Annotated in this window: 16 protein-coding genes and 1 other RNA gene; 6 read left to right on the plus strand and 11 right to left on the minus strand. The window is 65.0% G+C overall.

Annotation, left to right across the window (positions count from 1 at the left end; translation table 11 throughout):
• Positions 1-31: 31 nt before the first annotated feature.
• Positions 32-1,390, minus strand: a complete 1,359-nt coding sequence (locus QRM60_RS17995; protein ID WP_285446776.1) for a cytochrome P450 — start codon at positions 1,388-1,390, stop codon at positions 32-34.
• Positions 1,391-1,599: 209 nt separating this feature from the next.
• Between QRM60_RS17995 and QRM60_RS18000 the strand changes: the two genes are divergently transcribed.
• Both QRM60_RS18000 and QRM60_RS18005 read left to right on the plus strand, forming a co-directional pair.
• Positions 1,600-2,478, plus strand: coding sequence for an SDR family oxidoreductase (locus tag QRM60_RS18000; protein ID WP_285446777.1), 879 nt, complete (start codon positions 1,600-1,602; stop codon positions 2,476-2,478).
• 61 nt (positions 2,479-2,539) lie between these two features.
• Positions 2,540-2,613, plus strand: a non-coding RNA gene (locus QRM60_RS18005) — sX9 sRNA.
• 145 nt (positions 2,614-2,758) lie between these two features.
• Here QRM60_RS18005 and QRM60_RS18010 read toward each other — a convergent pair.
• Positions 2,759-2,974, minus strand: coding sequence for a hypothetical protein (locus tag QRM60_RS18010; RefSeq protein ID WP_012438379.1), 216 nt, complete (start codon positions 2,972-2,974; stop codon positions 2,759-2,761).
• A gap of 81 nt (positions 2,975-3,055) precedes the next feature.
• Entirely contained in the window at positions 3,056-5,731 is a 2,676-nt protein-coding gene (locus QRM60_RS18015) for a TonB-dependent receptor (protein WP_285446778.1), read from the minus strand.
• 199 nt (positions 5,732-5,930) lie between these two features.
• Here QRM60_RS18015 and moeB point away from each other — a divergent pair, with 199 nt between their 5' ends.
• Positions 5,931-7,130 carry a molybdopterin-synthase adenylyltransferase MoeB gene (gene moeB, locus QRM60_RS18020; protein ID WP_285446779.1) on the plus strand — a complete coding sequence of 400 codons (1,200 nt, stop codon included), beginning with the start codon at positions 5,931-5,933 and terminating at the stop codon, positions 7,128-7,130.
• Between the two features lie 10 nt (positions 7,131-7,140).
• Here the strand turns inward: moeB and glp are convergent, their stop codons facing one another.
• The 8 genes from glp to ndk all read right to left on the minus strand — a co-directional run bounded on the left by glp (position 7,141) and on the right by ndk (position 15,026).
• Positions 7,141-8,361, minus strand: coding sequence for a gephyrin-like molybdotransferase Glp (gene glp, locus QRM60_RS18025; RefSeq protein WP_285446780.1), 1,221 nt, complete (start codon positions 8,359-8,361; stop codon positions 7,141-7,143).
• A 31-nt stretch (positions 8,362-8,392) separates the two neighbouring features.
• Entirely contained in the window at positions 8,393-9,790 is a 1,398-nt protein-coding gene (der, locus tag QRM60_RS18030; RefSeq protein ID WP_011037150.1) for a ribosome biogenesis GTPase Der, read from the minus strand.
• A 10-nt stretch (positions 9,791-9,800) separates the two neighbouring features.
• On the minus strand, positions 9,801-11,018 hold the full coding sequence (gene bamB / locus QRM60_RS18035; protein ID WP_014507731.1) for an outer membrane protein assembly factor BamB: 1,218 nt from the start codon (positions 11,016-11,018) through the stop codon (positions 9,801-9,803).
• Positions 11,018-11,656 (minus strand): tetratricopeptide repeat protein, encoded by a 639-nt coding sequence (locus tag QRM60_RS18040; protein WP_011037148.1) that lies wholly within the window; start codon positions 11,654-11,656, stop codon positions 11,018-11,020. Before QRM60_RS18040 ends, bamB begins: the two co-directional genes overlap by 1 nt.
• A 70-nt stretch (positions 11,657-11,726) precedes the next feature.
• On the minus strand, positions 11,727-12,581 hold the full coding sequence (locus QRM60_RS18045) for a RodZ domain-containing protein (RefSeq protein WP_014507730.1): 855 nt from the start codon (positions 12,579-12,581) through the stop codon (positions 11,727-11,729).
• A complete protein-coding gene (pilW, locus tag QRM60_RS18050; protein ID WP_115556107.1) occupies positions 12,578-13,366 on the minus strand; it encodes a type IV pilus biogenesis/stability protein PilW in 789 nt (262 codons plus the stop codon). The genes QRM60_RS18045 and pilW overlap by 4 nt, the downstream gene beginning before the upstream one ends.
• 10 nt (positions 13,367-13,376) lie before the next feature.
• The gene (gene rlmN / locus QRM60_RS18055; protein ID WP_181921133.1) at positions 13,377-14,525 is read right to left on the minus strand and encodes a 23S rRNA (adenine(2503)-C(2))-methyltransferase RlmN; all 1,149 of its coding nucleotides are present in this window, start codon (positions 14,523-14,525) and stop codon (positions 13,377-13,379) included.
• A gap of 75 nt (positions 14,526-14,600) precedes the next feature.
• Positions 14,601-15,026 carry a nucleoside-diphosphate kinase gene (gene ndk, locus QRM60_RS18060; RefSeq protein ID WP_076038930.1) on the minus strand — a complete coding sequence of 142 codons (426 nt, stop codon included), beginning with the start codon at positions 15,024-15,026 and terminating at the stop codon, positions 14,601-14,603.
• A 218-nt stretch (positions 15,027-15,244) separates the two neighbouring features.
• On the opposite strand from ndk, the gene QRM60_RS18065 reads away from it, so the two are divergent.
• The 3 genes from QRM60_RS18065 (at position 15,245) to QRM60_RS18075 (ending at position 19,636) form a co-directional block, all read left to right on the plus strand.
• Entirely contained in the window at positions 15,245-15,877 is a 633-nt protein-coding gene (locus tag QRM60_RS18065) for a TetR/AcrR family transcriptional regulator (RefSeq protein ID WP_011037144.1), read from the plus strand.
• A 25-nt stretch (positions 15,878-15,902) separates the two neighbouring features.
• Complete coding sequence (locus tag QRM60_RS18070; protein ID WP_285446781.1) at positions 15,903-18,275, plus strand: 3-hydroxyacyl-CoA dehydrogenase/enoyl-CoA hydratase family protein; 2,373 nt, start codon at positions 15,903-15,905, stop codon at positions 18,273-18,275.
• A 155-nt stretch (positions 18,276-18,430) separates the two neighbouring features.
• Positions 18,431-19,636, plus strand: coding sequence for an acetyl-CoA C-acyltransferase (locus QRM60_RS18075; protein WP_115530467.1), 1,206 nt, complete (start codon positions 18,431-18,433; stop codon positions 19,634-19,636).
• Positions 19,637-19,679: the final 43 nt, after the last annotated feature.

Genomic DNA, 19,679 nt, shown 5'->3' on the forward strand with positions numbered 1-19,679 from the left:
CGAAGAAAGGCTGTTGCGGCGCAACACCCCCTCACGCACTCTGGACAACGCCGCCTACCGACACCGGCGGAATAAAATCGCGTAGCACCACACCGCTGCGCGGCAGCGTTGGAAAACGATTCAATGGGTAGCGCAGATCCTGCGGCGGTAACGTGTAATCGCTGGATGCCAGCAGGCTGAGCGCAGACATCAGCAGTGCGATGCTCGGATTTTCCCCGGGGCAGCGATGGTCGCGTTCGACACTGCCGCCGCCCTGCGCCACGAAGTCGTAGCGGCTGCCTTTCCAGTGCTCGAAACGCGAGGGATCGAAACGCTCGGGATCGCGCCAGACCGCAGGATGATGATTGGTGCCATACAGATCCACCATCATCCAGTCGCCCTGCTTGAAATGCCGGTCTCGCCAGACGAACGGCATGCGCACCCGCCCGCCAATCAGCTGGAAAAAAGGATAGAAGCGGCGCACTTCCTGCACAGTGTTCTGCAACAGACCTGGCTCACCGGCGCGCAGGCGCGGGCACAGCGGCGGATGCTCATGCAGGGCAAGCGCGCAGAAGCTGATCCAGCGCGCCACGGCCACGATCGGGCGCAACAGGTTGATCAGCTCGGTTACCGCTGTGGGCACGCTCAACAGCACGCCGTCCGCATTGCGATGCCAGGCGACTGTGGCTGCGATGCTGGCTTCGGGCGCTGTCCCGGCACGCCGCACATTGCGAACCGCACGCGCCACCCAACGCTCCACGCGGCGACGGCCACGCCATCCGCGCACCCAACGCGGCCCGAACGCCCCCGCGCCATCGATCATCGCACCTAGGTCGCGTGCAAGTGGCCTGCTCTGTTGCGCACGCAGAGGCAGCCCCGCCCATCGGCACGCGGCGCGGCAGAGCACGTGTTCGGCTTCCTGCTGCAAGATGATGTGTGCGCTACGCGCCCAGGTGTCTGCCTGCCGGCTCCACTTCTCCTCGAAGCACGCCACCAGCCGCGAGGTTTCGGCAGGTGTCAGCACCGACAGGAACAGGCGCTTGCGCTGCAGGTGCGCATCGCCATCGAGCTGCTGCACGCTGCCGCGTCCCTGCAACAAGCGCAGCGTGGTCGGCGGCATCGCGCCAACGCGGGTGAAGCGGCCTGGGTGATAGAAGGTGGCGAGCGCATCCGGCCCGCGCGCGAACACCACCTGTTGCAGCGCCAGACGTGCCTGAAACGCATCGCTGCCCAGCGCGTCGCAGTGTCTGGACACAAAGGCATAGCCATCTCGCAGCAAGGCCGGGAGCACATCGCGCTGCGGTGCCTGTGCAATCCGTCCTTCGGTCTCCGCTGTCGCGTCCGCAGCGTCATCGCGCAGACGCTGCGCTGCGTGGCCAACATGGTCGGTGGTGGACGAATGCATCGTCATTGCCGGTCTGCTCTTGTTGCGGTGATGCCTGGCACGCTGAGCTCGGTGCACGCAGCAGCACGTGAATCGCACTCCACATGCGCCCCCGGCGCATGCGCAGACTTCACACCTGCCGCTGCGCGCTACGCACGTGAAGATGCTCGAGACTGGCTTCACCGCGTAATGAGCAACCCGTGCCTAGCGTCTAGGACTTTCCACGGAGCTACGCCATGGCCAAGCATCGCCCTCTCGACCAGCAGGTCATTGTCATCACCGGTGCCTCCAGCGGCATCGGCCTGTGTACCGCGCTGGCCGCCGCCGAAGCAGGCGCCAGTGTCGTCCTGGTTGCGCGCAGTGCTGGTGTGCTGCAGGAAGTGGCCGACCTGCTCACCGCGCAGGGACACCAGGCCATCGCCGTGGTCGCCGACGTCACCGAACCGGCGCAGCTGCAACACGCCGCAGACACGGCAATCGCGCGCTTCGGCCGCATCGACACCTGGGTCAACAATGCAGGCGTGGCGATCTTCGGCCTGTTACAGGACGTAGACGATGACGACAGCCGGCGCATGTTCGATATCAATTTCTGGGGCGTGGTCTATGGGTCGCGCATCGCGCTCCCGCACCTGGCAACAAGCGGCGGCGCATTGATCAACATCGGCAGCGAAGCCTCGGAGGCCGTGGTCCCCTGGCAAGGCATGTATTCGGCATCCAAGCATGCGGTAAAAGGCTTCACCGACAGCCTGCGCATCGAGATCGAAGGCCTGGCCAAACAGCCGGTGTCGGTGGTGCTGATTCAACCCACCGCGGTGGACACGCCTTATCCGCAGCATGCGCGCAACTACATGCAAGCAGAACCGCAACTACCGCCGCCGCTGATCGAACCGATGCGCGTTGCCAACGCCATCCTGCATGCGGCCGAACACGGCGGCCGCGACGTCAAGGTGGGCGCGATGGCCAATGCAAATATCACCGTGACCCGGCTGATGCCGCGCTTGGCGGATGCGCTCTCCGCCAAGCGGGCCAAGACCCAACAACAGGATCGCGCTGCGGTCGATCCCGCAGGCACGTTGTACCGCGCGGGCGAAAGTGGACGCATCCACGGCGAGTAAGAGCAGCTATCAAAATTACTACGCAGCCGCCAAGCGGGCGTGGCCGGTGCTCGGAATCGGCATGTACCCCGTACACTCCGGTTCCTCCGCGCCGTCCGCACTCGCCTGACGGCTGCTCGCTACGTTTTGTTAGCCGCTCTAAGCCTGGCGCCGGTCAGGCGAGCACCGTCGCTTGGCTGGTTTCTGCCTGCATCTCTCGCTGCAAATACAGATCGCCGTAAGAGCGGCGATCTGTATCCATTACTCATCTGCGCAAAGAATGCGCGTTACACCATCGGTGCTAAGCGCCAGGGTCCGCCGGCCCAAGTTGGTTGGCCGCAAGCATGTCGTCGATGCGCTTGGTCACCTGCGCGGCATCCTCCTTGCTCTGCACCGCAGCGGTAATGGCCTCTGCGCGTGCATGGAACACATCCCAGAAGTCATCGGGGTGCTGCCGCCGCAGCTCGGGAAGGTCGTCAGCCAGTGTTTTCAGTTGTGCGTCGATATCAGGGGTCATGGGGGTCTCCTTTACACGTCCACGCTACCCAGCAGCGGGTGAGCTTGGCGCCAACGTACCGGCCACGCGGTTGAGCGCGCGTCACAGGCGGAAGCGCAGGCCTAGCGAATACGTGCGCTCGGGCGATGCAACTTCGCGCGGAAACGCACAACGTTGGCCAAAATAATTATCGGTGGTGGTGCCCAGCAGATTGGTCGCCTCGGCAAACACCGTCAGCCGCTCGCTCAACTCGTAGTTGAACGCCACATCCAGCCACTTTTCGCGCCCCTGGTTGATCTGCTCGGGCTGGTCACCGGAGCTGTTGAAGCTCACTGCATAATCGCCACGCCAGTTGTAGGCTACGCGCGCAGAGAAGCGTGCATATTCGTACATCAAGATCGCGTTGTAGGCGTTCTTGGAGACATTGGTCAGCGGCTGGCTGATGCCCTCGGGCGAGTCGGCTTCGGCCGAAATATAGGTGTAGTTGAGCTGGGTTCCGAAGCCCGACAACCAGCCCGGCAAGAAGTCATAGAACTGCGTGTAGCCCACCTCCACGCCCTTCAAACTGCCCTGCCCGGTATTGCGCGGGCGGCTGATCGAATAGGTGATGCCCTCGATCGCCTCATCGGCGGCGTAGTTCTGGATATAGCCGTCAATGTCCCGATGGAAGCCGGCCAGCGACAGCAGCGATCCCGGGCGGAAGTACCACTCCAGCGACAGGTCGGCATTGCGCGACTCCACCGGGCGCAGCTGCGGGTTGCCGCCATTGCCGCGCGCGGGCAGCGATTCGGTCGACTGATACAACGCCAGCTGCGGGTTCAGATCGGCAAACTCCGGCCGCGTAATGGTGGTGCTGCCGGCCAGGCGCAGGATCAGGTTCTCGTGCAAGGTGAAGTTGGCGCTGTAGTTGGGCAACACCTTGTCGATGCGGCGATCGATGCTCACCGGGCTCAGCACACCGTCCAGCGACTGGCTGCCCTCCAGGCTGGAATCCAGCCGCGTCGCGCGGGCACCGATCCGCCCATCCACCGGCACCGGCCCCAGCGAGAAACCATAGTTCAGCTGCGCATACACCGCGTAGTTATCTTCGCGGTCATCAAAGAACAACGCCGGATTTTCCATCGGCGCTTCCGGCGACTGGCCCATCAGCGTCCGCAGGCGTGCGCTTTGCTGCAGCAGCACGTCCTGGTTGGCGGAGGCCCAGCGGTCGCTGGTGAACGCGCGCGTGCCGTCGAGCATGTTGCCTGGCGTCACCGATGCCAGCCCGGGCACGTCGCTCAGCAGGATCGGCGCGCCGGTGATGTTGTCGCGCGCACCGGTGTCGCCGGAATGATTGGTCGCGGTGCGCCGGCTGGCGCGCGCGCCCACCTCCAGCGAGGTCAGCGGTCCGGCATCCAGGTCGAAGGTGGCATCGCCGCGCCAGGCCCATTCTTCGCCGCGCTGCCGGTTCCAGCTGTCGTAGTACTGGCGCAAGACCCAGTTGCCTGGCGCAGTGATGTCATACGGGCTGCCATCGCGTTGGGTGATCCAGGTATCGGCCGCGCCACCGCCTGAGCGCATGTGCAGCAGCGGCGCACGCGTGTCCATGTCCAGCGTGAATGCGCGATTCTTCGCATCGCTGTAGGTGTACGCCAGCTCGGTGCTCAGCTTCACGCGCTCCCCGCTCCAGCGCCCACCCAGCGCGGCCTGGTAGGTGTCCGACGCGTTCTTGTGCGCCTGCGTGCTGGACAGCGTCTGCAGATCGCGTGCCACCAGGCCATCGAGCACGTTGCTGCCGGGGCGCACGCTCACCGATTCGGTATTTTCCGCGTTCGCCAGCCCTGGAAATGGCAGCCAGTAATTCACCTGTGGCCGGTTGTCGTAACCGATGTACAAGGTGTCGATGTAGATTTCGCTGTTGTCGCTCGGCGCCCACTGAAACGAGAGATTGGCCGACTTGCGCTTGCGATCGCCACGCGCCATCAACCCGCCGGCGCTGTACGGCACGTAGAGCTGCTGCGCTGGATCCAGCGGATTCGGCTTGAGGTCATAGGTACCGTAGAGCGTGTTGGACTCCTGATACGGGCGACGCTGGTAGGCCACACTGCCCATCACGCCCATGCGCCCCACCCCGGTCTCCCAGCGCTGGCTCATGGTGAGGCTGCCATTGGGCACGGTCTTTTCCGCCTGATCGCCGCGCAATGCGCTGACGCTGCCGGCAATCGTGCTGTCGTCGTCGAAATCGAACGGCCGCCGCAGATGCACATCCACCACGCCGGCGATGCCGCCTTCCTGGAATTGCGCACCGGTGGTCTTGTACACATCCACGCTGCGCAACAACTCCGCCGGCACATCCGCCAACTCCATGTCGCGCCCTACCGTGGTGAAGACATTGCGCCCGTCCAGCGTGGTGATGACGTTCGGCAGACCACGCACCAGCACCTGGCCCACTTCGCCGCCGGCACGTGCCACCTGCACACCGGTCACCCGCTGCAGAGCCGCGGCGACGCTGTTATCGGGCAGCTTGCCGATGTCCTCGGCCACGATCGAATCGCTGATCTCCTTGTGTGCCTGCTTGGTGGAAATGGCGCTTTCCACGCTGCTGCGCACGCCGCGCACCTGCACCGCACCCAGCGTGGAGGTTGGCTGCGCGTTGGCTGGCTGCGCAGCGGCAGTGCCGTGAGGTGCGGCCTCCTGGGCGTGCACGCCTGCGCTGAGCAGCAGCGCGATCGACAACGCCAACGGGTGGCGTATCGCGCGTCTGCAATGCGCAGGCAATACGCAGATAAGTGGGGTCATGACATTCTCCTGAAGCCGGCCGCAGGTATGGCGCGCTGCACCTCCTGCGTTCGGCAATGGGCGGACGAACCAGGCGCGAGCGCGCAACTGGCGCCACACCGGTAAGCGCTGGATTACAGCCACGTACCGGCCTAAGCCATGTGATCGGCACATGCCCATCCAGCGTGATCCGCACGCGCTCTTCATGCAGGCCACTCACATGCTGCGCAACACACAGGTGCGTCATCGGATGGAGGCTTTGCGCGACAATGGCCGTATGAGCCACGACCTCTCTCCTGCCCAAGCCCGTGCCCGCGCCTTGCGCGGCGCCCTGCTGATCGATATCCGCCAACTGCACGAACGCGTCAGCGGCCAGGCCGAAGGCGCGCTTGCCATCGCACAGGCCGATCTGGAGCAGGCACCGGCGCAGCATCTGCCCGACCGCGATCGCGATCGCGATATCCTGCTGATCTGCCAGAGCGGCAAACGCTCCGCACAGACCGCCGCGCAGCTGCGCGAGCAAGGCTATCCGCACGCGCTGTCGGTCCTCGGCGGCACCACTGCCTGGTCGCGCGACGGGCTGCCGCTGGTACGGCCGACGCTGCCGTCAGACGAAACGGATTTCCTGGAACGCTACTCACGGCATCTGCGCCTGCCGCAGGTGGGCATCGACGGGCAGCAGCGCCTGGCGCGCGCGCGTGTTCTGCTGATCGGTGCCGGTGGGCTCGGTTCGCCGGCCGCGTTTTATCTTGCCGCCGCTGGCGTCGGGCACCTGCGCATGGCCGATGACGATGTGGTGGATCGCAGCAATCTGCAGCGCCAGATCCTGCATACCGAAGACAGCGTCGGGATGGCCAAGGTGGTGTCGGCCGCGCAGCGCATCGCCGCGTTGAATCCGCGGGTGCAGGTCGACGCCATCCAGACGCGCGTGACCGCCAGCAACATCGAGGCCCTGCTGCAGGACGTCGATGTGGTGGTGGATGGCGCCGACAATTTCGCGGCGCGCTATTTGCTCAACGACGCCTGCGTGAAGCTCGGCAAGCCGTTGGTGTATGGCGCGGTGCAACAGTTCGAAGGGCAGTTGAGCGTGTTCGATGCCGGACGCCACCGCGGGCAGCTGCCGTGCTACCGCTGCCTGTTTCCCGAACCGCCGCCGCCGGAGTTCGCACCCAGTTGCGCCGAGGCCGGTGTGCTCGGTGTACTGCCCGGCGTGATCGGCCTGTTGCAGGCGACCGAGGCGATCAAGCTCTTGCTTGGGCTCGGCGACAGCCTGGCCGGGCGCCTGCTCAGCTTCGACGCATTGGCCATGCGCTTTCGCGAGATCCGCCTGCCGCCCGATCCACAGTGCCCGGTGTGCGCACCAGGCACGGCATTTCCCGGCTATGCCGACTATGCCAGCTTCTGCGGCACACCGGCCTGACGCACGGCGGCTACAACGCGTAAGGAATCACGCGCACCACCTCGCCCGCTTCGTATTGACGCGCCGGTTCCGGCAGCACGATCAACACGTTGCTGTCGGCCGCGCCGCGTAACAGATGCGAGGCATCGCCACGGTGGGGCGTCGCGACCAGGCGGCCATCGGCGCCACAGTCCAGCCGGCCGCGCAGAAATTCCAGGCGTTCGTGGCGCTTGTCCCAGGGCGCCGACAAGGCCGCATGCCACACCGGCCGCGGCTCGCTGCGGCTCTGCAGGGCATCCAGCAGCGGCACGCCGTAGGCGATCAACGTCGCCAGCACCGACACCGGATTGCCCGGCAGGCCCAACACCAGGCAGCGCCCGATCTGCCCCAGCACCGCCGGCATCCCCGGTCGCATACGCACGCGCCAGAAATGGATCTGCCCCAATTCCTGGATCAGGCGAGGCAGATAGTCCTTTTCACCGGCCGATACGCCGCCGCAGGTGATCACCACATCGAAAGCCGCCGCCGCATCTTCCAGAATGGTGCGGATGCGCTGCGGATCGTCCGGCAAGGTTGGCCAGGCGGTCGGCGCATAGCCCAGTGCCCGCAGTTGCGCCATCAACATGTCGCGGTTGCTGTTGTAGATCTGCCCTGGCCCCAGCGGCATGCCCGGTTCCACCAGCTCATCACCGGTCGCCAGCACCGCAATGGTTGGGCGCGGCGCCACCGCAAGCCGCGACACGCCCAGCGCAGCGACAAGGCCAATCCGCGCCGGGGTAAGGACCTGGCCGGGCTGGATCACCAGATCGCCCGCGCGCACGTCGCTGCCCGCCAGCCGCACCGCCGCCCCCAGTGTCGGGTGCGTGCGCAGGCGCACCAGACCTGCCTGCTCGTCGGCGTCTTCCTTCGGCACCACGGTGTCGGCACCGGCCGGCAACGGCGCGCCGGTGGTGATGCGCAGGCATTGCCCGGCAGTCAGCGTGCCGCTCCAGGAGTCGCCGGCAAACTGCTCGCCCACCAGCTGCAGGCGCACGTCCTCGCTCAGCGTATCGGCGTGGCGCACGGCAAAGCCGTCCATTGAGCTATTGGCGAACGGCGGCAGCGACAGTGGCGCGATCAGGTCGGCGGCGGAGATCCTGCCGTCGGCACGCGAGGTGGCGATGTTCTCGTCGGGCAGGCGGCTGTTCGCCGCAACGGCGCGGAGAATCTCCAGTGCCCGTGCGTAAGGTATGCGGGAGGGATAGTCGGTCATGGCGCGCAGGATACCAGCGCGCCGTGCCGGCTTACTTGCCCTTGACGTGCCGCATCAGGCGACGCTTGCGCGCAATCTGCCGATCGGAGAGCGGATTCTTCTTGCCCTCGTACGGATTGGCACCCTCACGGAAAATGAAACGCACCGGCGTGCCGACCAGCTTGAAGCGCTTACGGAAGAAGTTTTCCAGATAACGCTTGTACGACTCCGGCAGCACCTTCAGGCGCGTGCCATGCACGATGAAGGTGGGCGGATTCGCCCCACCGGGGTGCACGTAACGCAGCTTGGAGACATGCCCGCGAATGCTTGGCGGCGGGTTGGTTTCGTAGGCAATTTCCAGCGCCTGATTCACTTCGCTGGTGCTGAACTCATGCGTGGCCGATGCGTGCGCACGATGGATCGCCTGAAATAGCTCACGCATGCCCGAGCCGTGCAACGCGGAGATCCGCACGGCCTCGGCCCAGTTCACAAAGCCCAGCTTGCGCGACAACAGGTCTTCGGCCTGGGCACGCTGATAGTCGCTCTGCCCATCCCACTTGTTGATCGCCACCACCAGTGCGCGGCCCGCATCGAGAATCGCACCGAGAATGGTCGCGTCCTGATCGGTCACACCTTCGGTAGCATCCAGCATCAGCACCGCAACCTGGCATTGCTCGATCGCCTGCAGCGTCTTGAAGGCGCTGAATTTCTCGACCGCCTCTTCCACCTTGCCGCGGCGACGCAAGCCGGCCGTGTCGATCAGGCGGTACTGGCGGCCGTCACGCTCCAGGTCCACGGCGATCGAATCGCGCGTCGTACCCGGAACTTCCGACGCGATCATCCGCTCCTCGCCCAGCAGGCGATTGACCAGCGTCGACTTGCCCACGTTCGGGCGGCCCACGAATGCAATACGCACGCGCGCGGGGTCGTTATCGAGCAGCTCGCCCGCGCCTTCCTCCGGCAAACGCGCACCGACCTCTTCCAGCAGGTCGTCGATGCCCTGCCGATGCGCGGCCGACAGCGCCACCACATCGGAGAAGCCATAGCGCGAAAACTCCGAACGCACCGATTCTTCATCGGTACCGTCGATCTTGTTGATCACAAGCACGGTCGGCCGGGCCAGCTTGCGCAGCCAGGCCAGGATTTCGTCGTCCAGCGACGAGGCGCCTTCGCGGCCATCGACCACGAACAACACCAGATCGGCTTCGCCAGCCGCAGCACGTGCCTGGCGCGCGGTGGCGCCGGCCAAGCCCTCTTCGTCGCCGGCGATACCACCGGTATCGACCACGATGAAGGGCTGTTGCTCGTCGAGCCGGCAGACGCCGTAGTTGCGGTCGCGGGTGACGCCAGGCTGGTCATGTACCAGCGCGTCACGGGTGCGCGTCAGCGCATTGAAGATGGTGGACTTGCCGACATTGGGCCGTCCAACCAGGGCGACCAGGGGCAGCATCGCAAGGTCCTTATTGTGCCAACCGGAAGGCGGTGATATCGCCGTCGGTATTTTGTACCAGCAGAATGCCATCGACGACCAGCGGCTGTGCCAGCAGCGTGTCGCGTCCAGCGCGAGCTCGCGCGGCCAGAGCACCGTCGCTGAGTTTCAGCCAGTGCAGGTAGCCCTTGTAATCCCCCACCACGGCGTAATCACCCTGGATGGCCACACCGGTCAACGAGCGGCGTGCAAGCGCAGCCTGCGACCACATCGCCGCACCGCTGGACTTGTCCAGGCCCCACACCGAACCGGCGTTGTCGGCCACTACCACCACGCTGGACGACACGCCCGGACCACCGGCACCGCCGTGATCGCGTGTCCACAGCGGACGGCCACTGGGACCTTCCAGGGCGAGGGTTTCGTTCTTGAAGCTGGTTGCGTACAGGGTGGTGCCATCCAGCACCGGGGCGCCGTCCACGTCGGACATGCGCTCCAGCTCGGTACGGCCTTCCGGCACGCCGATGGCCTGTTCCCACAACGGGCGGCCATCCTGCAGCGCCAGGGCGCTCAGGGTGCCGACATCGTTGCCGACAAACACCACGCCCGGGCCGGTCACGATCGGCGCATTGCCGCGCACCGACAGGGTCGGACCTTCCTCGGCATGGAACCAGCGGCGCTCGCCGGTGGCTGCATCGAACGCACTCACGCGGCCGTCGTTGCTGCGCACCAGCACCAGGCTCTGCGCGATGGCAGGCGCAGCGATGACTTCGTTCGGCACCTTGGCCCGCCACTTCTCGGTGCCGTCGGCCTGATTCAGCGCGATCACGTCACCGGACAGCGTGCCGATCACTACCAGGCCCTCGCCCACACCCGGGCCACCGGACAGGCGCTGCTTGAACTTGCGATCGTTGCGCTCTTCTTTCTTGGGCTTGTATTCCCACACGCGCTTGCCGGTCTGCAGATCCAGCGCCTGCACGCCACCGGTGATGGCGGCCGCATACACCTTGCCATCTGCCACGGCCGGACGCTGACGCACACCGATGTGCCCCTCGCCCTTGCCCACGCCAGTGGACCACAGCTTGTCGACCTTGACCGAAGGCTCGAACTTAACCAGTTCGGCCGGTTCCTGCGCCTTCTTGGCAGCCGCGTCCTTGCCTGCGAACCAGCCCTTGACGGTGCTGCAGCCCGCCAGCGACATGCCCATCAGGGCGATCAATGCAACGCGCTTGTACATATCAACCTGCTTCATCAAATCGGCTCCGCCGGATCGGGCACGGTGCCGCCCACATCCATCAGCTTGGTTTCCAGCAGGCGGCGCTGCGGCGATGCCACATCCACCGTTGCCAGTGCCTTGGTATAGAGCGCGCGTGCTTCGTCGCGCTTGCCCTGCTTCACCAGCGCATCGGCGCGGATTTCCAGGCTGGTGTGATCCTGCGCATCGGCCAGCAGCTTGATCGCCTCATCCGGCTTGCCGCTGTCGGTCAGCACGCGCGCCAGGCGCTGCTGCACGATCTGCTTGAGCTCGCCTTCGGCGGGCACATCACGCAATGTCTTGATCGCTTCGGCGGTCTTGCCGGCATCCATCTGGGCCTTGGCCAGCCGCAGCGCAGCGAGCTCGGCGTAAACGCCACCCTTGCCGTCGTCCAGCGCCACGATGTCCTTGGCGGCCTTGTCCAGGTCCTTGCCTTGGATAGACTTGACCACGGCCTCGTAGCGGGCATTGGCCTCCACCGACGCGGTCGTGTTGCGCTTCTGCCACCACTGCCACCCCAGAATCAGGGCCAGTCCCAGCAGGACTCCGCCAATCAGACCCGCGCCATTCTTTCTCAACCAGGAACGAACCCGTTCACCTTGTTCGTGTTCGTCGAGCAGATCGTCGATCGCCATGCGTACTCTCGCTCCGCCACCTGCAGGCGCGGAACATCAAAAGGGGAAAATGAAAAACCGCAGTCCGCTTCTATTCGGAAGCAGGCACCACGGAGCCGTCGGAGGATACCGCAAAACGTGCCACGTTAGCGCGCTGGAACGGCTTTACGTCGACGATACTGCCGCCTTGCTGAACCTCTACCGCCGACGCATTGCCCAGCACCACACGGCCGATCTGGCCCGGTGAATAGGTGCGTTGCTCGCCGGCACGGATTAACGCTTTTTCCACCGCGCTGCCATCCGGTGCCAGGATCTGCACCCAGCTGTCACCGCTGAAACGCAGCGACAACGTGCCAGCACTGCTGGCGGTCGGGGTCTCGGCAGCAGGTGTGGCCCGGGGCACCGGCGTCATCGACGCGATATACGGCGCAGGCTGTTCACGTGGCGCGGAAGACGGTGGCTCGGCAGTCCGCGCGGGCGTGCCGGTCTTGGCAGCATCCGGCACGCTGTCCAGCGACACGGTGCTTGGCCCCTGTCCATCCAGGTGCGAGCGCGTGGCATACCACACCGGCACTGCGAACACGCCGGTGATCACAACGTACATCGCCTTGCGTGCGGTGCTTTCCAGAATCCGCCGGGCACGCGGGGTATGCGTGTGGCTGACCAGCTTGACCGGTTCAACCGGCGCAATCGTGGTTTGCTGCAACAGCGGATCCAGATCGACACGTAGCAGGCGCGCGTAGCTGCGCAACTGGCCGCGCACGAAGACCGGCGCGCCGAGACGCTGCCATTCTTCCTGTTCGAGCGAACGCACCACGTGGGCCGGCATGCGCAACTTGCCTGCCACATCGTCCACGCTCAGACCTGCCGCTTCGCGCGCGTCGCGCAACTGCTGCCCGCATCCCTTTTCCTGCTCGAAAGGATTCGGATTGGAATCACTGATCACAATGCATTGGCCCCAGGAGTAGCGGTCGCTGCGTCAGGAAATTCCTTGACCAACCGCTGTTGATAACGGCCGGCAGCTACCTTGTCGCCGAGCCCTTGCTCAATCTGAATGGCGAGTTGTAACACGGAAGCAGTTGCCGGTGCAGCCGCCAGCCGTCGTTCGACGAATGCGCGGGCTTCGAAATAATTGCGCTTGCCCGCTTCGGAACGGGCCATCGACTCCAGCGCATACGGATTATTCGGGTCCAATTCCAGCGCCTTGCGCAGGTCACGGGATGCACGCTCTAACTGCCCCACCTTGAGCGAACAGCCGCCCGCATTGCCAAGCGCCGATGCAGGCGAGGAATAGTTGCGATCCGTCAACGCGCGATCAAACCAGACCAGCGACTCGGCCGGTTGGCCATTGGCACAGAGCCACGCGCCGTAGTTGTTGAGCACATCGCCACGTTGCGGCGCAAGCTCTGCGGCGCGGCGGTAGGAGGCGCCAGCAGCGGCAGCATCACCCTTTGCATCCTGAATCAGGGCGAGCAGGCCGATGGCGTCCACCGCCTGAGAATCCTTCTTCAGCGCAGCCCTCACCTGTTCTTCAGCACCCGCGTAATCGCCTGATCTGAGTCGGTTGCTGGCTAGCCCAAGCTTTTCCTGTACGCCCAACCGGTTCTTGGTAGCCGCAGTGTCACGGAAAGAATAGACCTGAGCGACCTCCTCGACATCCTTCACCGTGCCGGCCTTGGCATTGCGCCCGCCGCAGCCAACCGCGCTCAGCGCGATGACCGCAGCCGCCATTAACGCGATATCACGCTGCCGCATCTCGATCGGCCTGCCCTTCCAATGTGCGGCGGAATTCCGCCTGGCGACGGGTCCGGTCCATGACCTGGCCCTTGAGCTGACCACAGGCTGCATCGATATCGTCGCCGCGCGTGCGGCGCACCATCGTCAGCACCTGCGCATCGAGCAGGATCTTCTGGAATGCGCGGATCTCGGTTTCGCCAGAGCGCTCGTAGCGCGTGCCGGGAAACGGGTTGAACGGAATCAGGTTGACCTTGCCGGCATCCTTGGACTGCACGGCGTTGTCGAACTGCCGCATCAGCCGGGCAAGCTGACGCGCATGCTCGGGCTGGTCGTTGATGCCCTTCATCAAGGTGTATTCGAACGTCACCGAGTCGCGCTTCTTGTTGCCGCGCAGGTAGCGCGCGCACGACTCCATGAGCTCGGCGATCGGGTACTTCTTGTTCAACGGCACCAGGCTCTCGCGCAGCGCGTCGTTGGCGGCATGCAGCGACACCGCCAGCGACACGTCGCTTTCGGTGGCTAGCCGGTCGATCATCGGCACCAGGCCCGAGGTGGACAGCGTCACCCGCTTGCTGGCCAGGCCGTAGCCCAGATCGTCGCGCATCACGCTCATCGCGCGCACGACGTTGTCGAAATTCATCAGTGGCTCACCCATGCCCATCATCACCACATTGGTGAGACGACGCTGCTGGTGCGGCACATTGCCCAGATGGCGCGCGGCAACCCAGACCTGCCCGATGATCTCGGCGGTGGTGAGGTTGCGGTTGAAGCCCTGGGTGGCGGTCGAACAGAAGGTGCAGTTCAAGCCGCAGCCGACCTGGGAAGACACGCACAGCGTGCCACGGCCCTTGTCGGGGATATAGACCGTCTCGATCGCATTCTTGCCGTCGGTTCCCATGGCCAGCAGCCACTTGTGGGTGCCGTCGGTCGACGGTTTGTCGAACACGACATTCGGGACGAGGACCTCGGCGTGCTGGTGCAACTTCGCACGCAGCGCCTTGCCGAGGTCCGTCATCTGGTCGAAATCGGTGACGTAGCGATGGTGAATCCACTTCATCACCTGATGGGCACGGTAGCGCGCCTCGCCGAGCGTATCGGCGAAGAAGCGCTCCAGTCCCTCGCGGTCGAGGTCGAGCAGGTTCTGCTTGTGCACCGTTGCAGCCGGGACGGGAACGTCCAGCAACACGGAGGGGATCACGACCTCATTCACGATTCGACTCTCTCGGCCTCAGCGCGAGACCACTTCAGTTTCAGCAAAGAAATACGCGACTTCGTTGGCAGCGTTCTCGACCGAGTCCGAGCCGTGGGCGGCGTTGGCATCGATCGAATCAGCGAAGTCGGCACGGATGGTGCCCGGTGCGGCGTCCTTCGGGTTGGTGGCGCCCAGCAGGTCGCGGTGTGCGGCGACGGCGTTCTCGCCTTCCAGCGCCTGGATCATCACCGGGCCGGAAATCATGAACTCGACCAGCGCGTTGAAGAACGGACGCTCGCGGTGCACGGCGTAGAAGCCTTCGGCTTCGCGGCGCGACAGCTGCTTGTACTTGGCGGCCACGACCTTCAGGCCAGCCTTCTCGAAGCGGCTATAGATTTCACCGATGACGTTCTTGGCGACGGCGTCGGGCTTGATGATGGACAGGGTGCGCTCCAGCGCCATGGGAGAATCTCCGTTGGGCGGGCCACTGAAGGCCCGAGGTTATCATGAAAAAAACCCGCGTCAAAACGCGGGCTTAGCCTTCTTTGCGATGGCCAATTCTATCCCGTCGTCCTTACCTTTGCATACCAGGCCCTGAATCGTGCTGCAGTGCGGCATGACCATGGCGTTCGCGAGCCCGTAGACTCAAACAATCGTTTGATTGAGCGCTACACCCGTCCATGCCCAAGCCCGCCCACTTCTCGACCAAGGACCGCATCCTCAGCGCGGCCGAGGAGTTGTTCGCACAGCACGGGTTCGCCGGCACCTCGCTGCGCCAGCTCACCACCCAGGCCGACGTCAATATCGCCGCGGTCAACTACCACTTCGGCTCCAAGGAAAATCTGGTCAACGAGGTGTTCCGTCGGCGCATGGACGAGATGACGGCCGCACGGCTGCAGCAGCTCGAGGCCGCCAAGCGTAGCCAGCCGGGCGAACTCACCGCGGTGCTGGCCGCGTTCGTGGAACCGGCACTGGCCATGGCCCAGGACCGCCAGAGTGGCGGCGCCTTCGTCCGCGTGATCGCCAGGGCCTATGCCGAAAAGAACGACAACCTGCGCAAGTTCCTCTCCGACCATTACGGCCATGTGCTACGCGAGTTCGGCAAGGCCATCGCCGGCTGCGTGCCGGGCCTGAGCAAGGAGGAGCTGTACTGGCGCCTGGATTTCCTGGCCGGCGCGCTCACCTATGCCATGGCCGATTTCGGCCTCATCAAGCGCCCGGCGGGCGTGAGCGAGGCCGACCATCGCGCGCACGCCGCGCGTGAACTGATTCGTTTCGCGGAACCCGGTTTCCGCACCCATTCCACACCGTAGTCGCACTCACCAAAGGCTCATCGCTATGTCCAATCCGTTGCTAGTCCGTCGCGCCGCCGTGCTCGGTGCCGGCGTCATGGGCGCACAGATCGCCGCGCACCTCACCAACGCCGGTGTCGACACCGTGCTGTTCGACCTGCCTGCCAAGGAAGGTCCGGCCGACGGCATCGTGCTCAAGGCCATCGCCAACCTAGGCAAGCTCAGCCCCGCCCCGCTCGCCAGCAAGGCGCTGGCCGAGGCGATCACGCCGGCCAACTACGAGAGCGGGCTGGAGCAGCTGCGCGACTGCGACCTGATCATCGAGGCGATTGCCGAGCGGATGGACTGGAAGCAGGACCTGTACAAGAAGATCGCCCCGTTCGTCTCCGAGCATGCGGTGCTGGCCTCCAATACGTCCGGGCTGGGCATCAACAAGCTGTCGGACGTGCTGCCGGAGCAGCTGCGCCACCGCTTCTGCGGCGTGCACTTCTTCAACCCGCCGCGGTACATGCACCTGGCCGAGCTGATTCCGGCCAAGGGCACCGACAAGGCCGTGCTCGAAGGCCTGGAAAGCTTCCTGGTCACCACGCTCGGCAAGGGTGTGGTGTACGCCAAGGACACCCCGAACTTCATCGGTAACCGCATCGGTGTGTTCTCGATCCTGTCCACCATCCACCACACCGCCGAATTCGGCCTGGGCTTCGATGAAGTCGATGGCCTGACCGGCCCGCTGGTCGGCCGCCCGAAGTCAGCGACCTACCGCACCTCGGACGTGGTCGGCCTGGACACCATGGCGCACGTGATCAAGACCATGGGCGACACCCTGCCGGACGACCCGTGGCACCAGTATTTCAAGTCGCCGAAGTGGCTGGAGGCGCTGATCGCCAAGGGTGCGCTTGGCCAGAAGGTCGGCGCCGGCATCTTCCGCAAGGTCGGCAAGGACATCGTGGTGCTGGACCTGCAGAAGCAGGATTACCGACCGGCCGACCGAAGCGCTGCGCCGGAAGTGATCGAGATCCTCAAGATCAAGAACCCGGCCGAAAAGTTCGCCAAGCTGCGCGAGAGCCAGCATCCGCAGGCGCAGTTCCTGTGGGCGACGTTCCGCGACCTGTTCCACTACAGCGCCTATCACCTGGCCGACATCGCCGAGACCGCGCGCGATGTGGATCTGGCGATCCGCTGGGGCTACGGTTGGTCGCTGGGCCCGTTCGAGACCTGGCAGGCCGCCGGCTGGAAGCAGGTGGCGCAGTGGATTGCCGAAGACATTGCCAGCGGCAAGAGCATGAGCAGCGTGCCGCTGCCGAACTGGGTGTTCGACGGCCGCGATGGCGTGCATGCGGCCGAGGGCTCCTACAGCCCGGCGCGCGATGCCAAGCTGCCGCGTTCGGCGCTGCCGGTGTACAAGCGCCAGCGCTTCCCGGACCCGCTGCTGGGAGAGCAGTTCTCGCCGGGCGAGACGGTGTTCGAAAACGACGGCGTGCGCATGTGGCACGACGGCGACGACATCGCGGTGGTCAGCTTCAAGACCAAGATGAACACCGTGTCCGATCACGTGCTCAATGGCCTGCAGGAAGTGGTTGGCCGCGCGGAGAAAGACTTCGCCGGCCTGGTGATCTGGCAGCAGAAGGAACCCTTCTCCGCTGGTGCCGATCTGGCCGGTGCGTTGGGCCTGTTGCAGGCCGGCAAGGTCGATGCGTTCGAGGCGATGGTCGCCAACTTCCAGGCCACCAGCCAGCGCATCAAGTATGCGCAGGTGCCGGTGATTTCGGCGGTGCGCGGCCTGGCGCTGGGCGGTGGCTGCGAGTTCCAGATGCACAGCGCTAAGACGGTGGCCTCGCTGGAAAGCTATATCGGTCTGGTCGAAGCTGGCGTCGGCCTGCTGCCGGCCGGCGGTGGCCTCAAGGAACTGGCGGTGCGCGCCTCGGTGGCGGCCGGCCCTGGCGGCGACGTGTTCGCCGAACTCAAGAAGACCTTCGAGACCGTGGCGATGGCCAAGGTGTCCAACTCGGCGGTCAATGCCAAGGAACTCGGCCTGCTGCGCGCCACCGACAAGGTGGTGTTCAACGGCTATGAAGCCCTGCACATTGCCAAGGCCGAAGCGCGTGCACTGGCCGAAGGCGGCTACCGCGCGCCGCTGCCGGCACGCCGCATCCAGGTGGCCGGCGACGTCGGTATCGCCACCTTCAAGATGCTGCTGGTCAACATGCTGGAAGGCCGCTTCATCAGCGAATACGACTACGAGATCGCCACCCGCATTGCCACGGTGGTGTGCGGCGGCGAGATCGACCGCGGCGCGCTGGTGGACGAGGAATGGCTGCTCAAGCTGGAGCGCAAGCACTTCGTCGAGCTGGCCCAGCAGGAAAAGACCCAGGCACGCATCGGCCACATGCTCAAGACGGGCAAGCCGCTGAGGAACTGAGAATCGGGAATGGGGAATCGGGAATGGTGAAAGCCAAATCGATTCCCTGCTCCTCCCACTATTCTGCCGGTCGATGTCGAGGGTGAACTCAGGCGAATCCGCAGTTGCGATTCCCGATTCCCCACTCCCCATTCCCGGCTTTCGGAGAAAGCCACATGAGCAAGCAGATTCAAGAAGCCTACATCGTTGCCGCCACCCGCACGCCGGTGGGCAAGGCGCCGAAGGGCGTGTTCCGCAATACCCGTCCTGACGACATGCTGGCGCACGTGCTGCGTGCGGTGGTGGCGCAGGCGCCGGGCATCGATTTGTCGCGGATCGACGACGCCATCATCGGGTGTGCGATGCCCGAGGGCGAGCAAGGCATGAACGTGGCGCGCATCGGCGTGCTGCTGGCCGGCCTGCCGAATACGGTGGCCGGGCAGACCATCAACCGCTTCTGTTCGTCCGGCATCCAGGCCGTGGCGATGGCGGCCGACCAGATCCGTCTGGGCAATGCCGACCTGATGCTGGCCGGCGGCACCGAGTCGATGTCGATGGTGCCGATGATGGGCAACAAGGTCGCGATGTCGCCGAATGTGTTCGCCGACGACCACGTGGCGATTGCCTATGGCATGGGCATCACCGCCGAGAAGGTCGCCGAGGAATGGAAAGTCTCGCGCGAAGATCAGGATGCGTTCGCGCTGGCCTCGCACCAGAAAGCCATCGCGGCCATTGCGGCTGGCGAGTTCCGCGACGAAATCACCCCGTACGAAATCCTGTCGCATCAACCCGACCTGGCCGGCAACGTGATTGCGCTGCGCAAGCGCCTGGTCGACACCGATGAAGGCCCGCGTTCGGACAGCTCGCTCGAAGGTTTGGCCAAGCTGCGTCCGGTGTTCCGTAACGGCCAGTTCGGCGGCAGCGTCACTGCCGGCAATTCCTCGCAGATGAGCGATGGTGCCGGCGCGGTGCTGCTGGCGTCCGAACAGGCAATCAAGGATTACGGCCTGACCCCGCTGGCACGGTTTGTCAGCTTCTCGGTGGCCGGTGTGCGCCCGGAAGTGATGGGCATCGGCCCGATCGCGGCAATTCCCAAGGCGCTCAAGCAAGCCGGCCTGACCAAGGACCAGATCGACTGGATCGAGCTCAACGAAGCCTTTGCGGCGCAAGCACTGGCCGTGATCCGCGACAGCGAACTGGATCCGTCCAAGGTCAACCCGCTGGGCGGCGCGATCGCGCTGGGCCATCCGCTGGGCGCCACCGGCGCGATCCGTGCCGCCACGCTGGTGCACGGCCTGCGCCGTCGTCAGCAGAAGTACGGCATGGTCACCATGTGCATCGGCACCGGCATGGGTGCTGCGGGCATCATCGAAGCGCTGTAAGCGCAACACGGCGGGCCGGCAACGCGGGTTCGTCGCGCCGCAT

This window comes from Xanthomonas sp. fls2-241-TYG-148 (assembly GCF_030208815.1).
GTDB lineage: Bacteria > Pseudomonadota > Gammaproteobacteria > Xanthomonadales > Xanthomonadaceae > Xanthomonas > Xanthomonas campestris.

Excerpts from the sequence above, each read along its gene's own strand:
- QRM60_RS17995 (WP_285446776.1), bottom strand. The coding sequence starts at position 1,390 with ATGACGATGCATTCGTCCACCACCGACCATGTTGGCCACGCAGCGCAG.
- QRM60_RS18000 (WP_285446777.1), top strand. The coding sequence starts at position 1,600 with ATGGCCAAGCATCGCCCTCTCGACCAGCAGGTCATTGTCATCACCGGT.
- QRM60_RS18010 (WP_012438379.1), bottom strand. The coding sequence starts at position 2,974 with ATGACCCCTGATATCGACGCACAACTGAAAACACTGGCTGACGACCTT.
- QRM60_RS18015 (WP_285446778.1), bottom strand. The coding sequence starts at position 5,731 with ATGACCCCACTTATCTGCGTATTGCCTGCGCATTGCAGACGCGCGATA.
- moeB (WP_285446779.1), top strand. The coding sequence starts at position 5,931 with ATGCTGCGCAACACACAGGTGCGTCATCGGATGGAGGCTTTGCGCGAC.
- glp (WP_285446780.1), bottom strand. The coding sequence starts at position 8,361 with ATGACCGACTATCCCTCCCGCATACCTTACGCACGGGCACTGGAGATT.
- der (WP_011037150.1), bottom strand. The coding sequence starts at position 9,790 with ATGCTGCCCCTGGTCGCCCTGGTTGGACGGCCCAATGTCGGCAAGTCC.
- bamB (WP_014507731.1), bottom strand. The coding sequence starts at position 11,018 with ATGAAGCAGGTTGATATGTACAAGCGCGTTGCATTGATCGCCCTGATG.
- QRM60_RS18040 (WP_011037148.1), bottom strand. The coding sequence starts at position 11,656 with ATGGCGATCGACGATCTGCTCGACGAACACGAACAAGGTGAACGGGTT.
- pilW (WP_115556107.1), bottom strand. The coding sequence starts at position 13,366 with ATGGCGGCTGCGGTCATCGCGCTGAGCGCGGTTGGCTGCGGCGGGCGC.
- ndk (WP_076038930.1), bottom strand. The coding sequence starts at position 15,026 with ATGGCGCTGGAGCGCACCCTGTCCATCATCAAGCCCGACGCCGTCGCC.
- QRM60_RS18065 (WP_011037144.1), top strand. The coding sequence starts at position 15,245 with ATGCCCAAGCCCGCCCACTTCTCGACCAAGGACCGCATCCTCAGCGCG.
- QRM60_RS18070 (WP_285446781.1), top strand. The coding sequence starts at position 15,903 with ATGTCCAATCCGTTGCTAGTCCGTCGCGCCGCCGTGCTCGGTGCCGGC.
- QRM60_RS18075 (WP_115530467.1), top strand. The coding sequence starts at position 18,431 with ATGAGCAAGCAGATTCAAGAAGCCTACATCGTTGCCGCCACCCGCACG.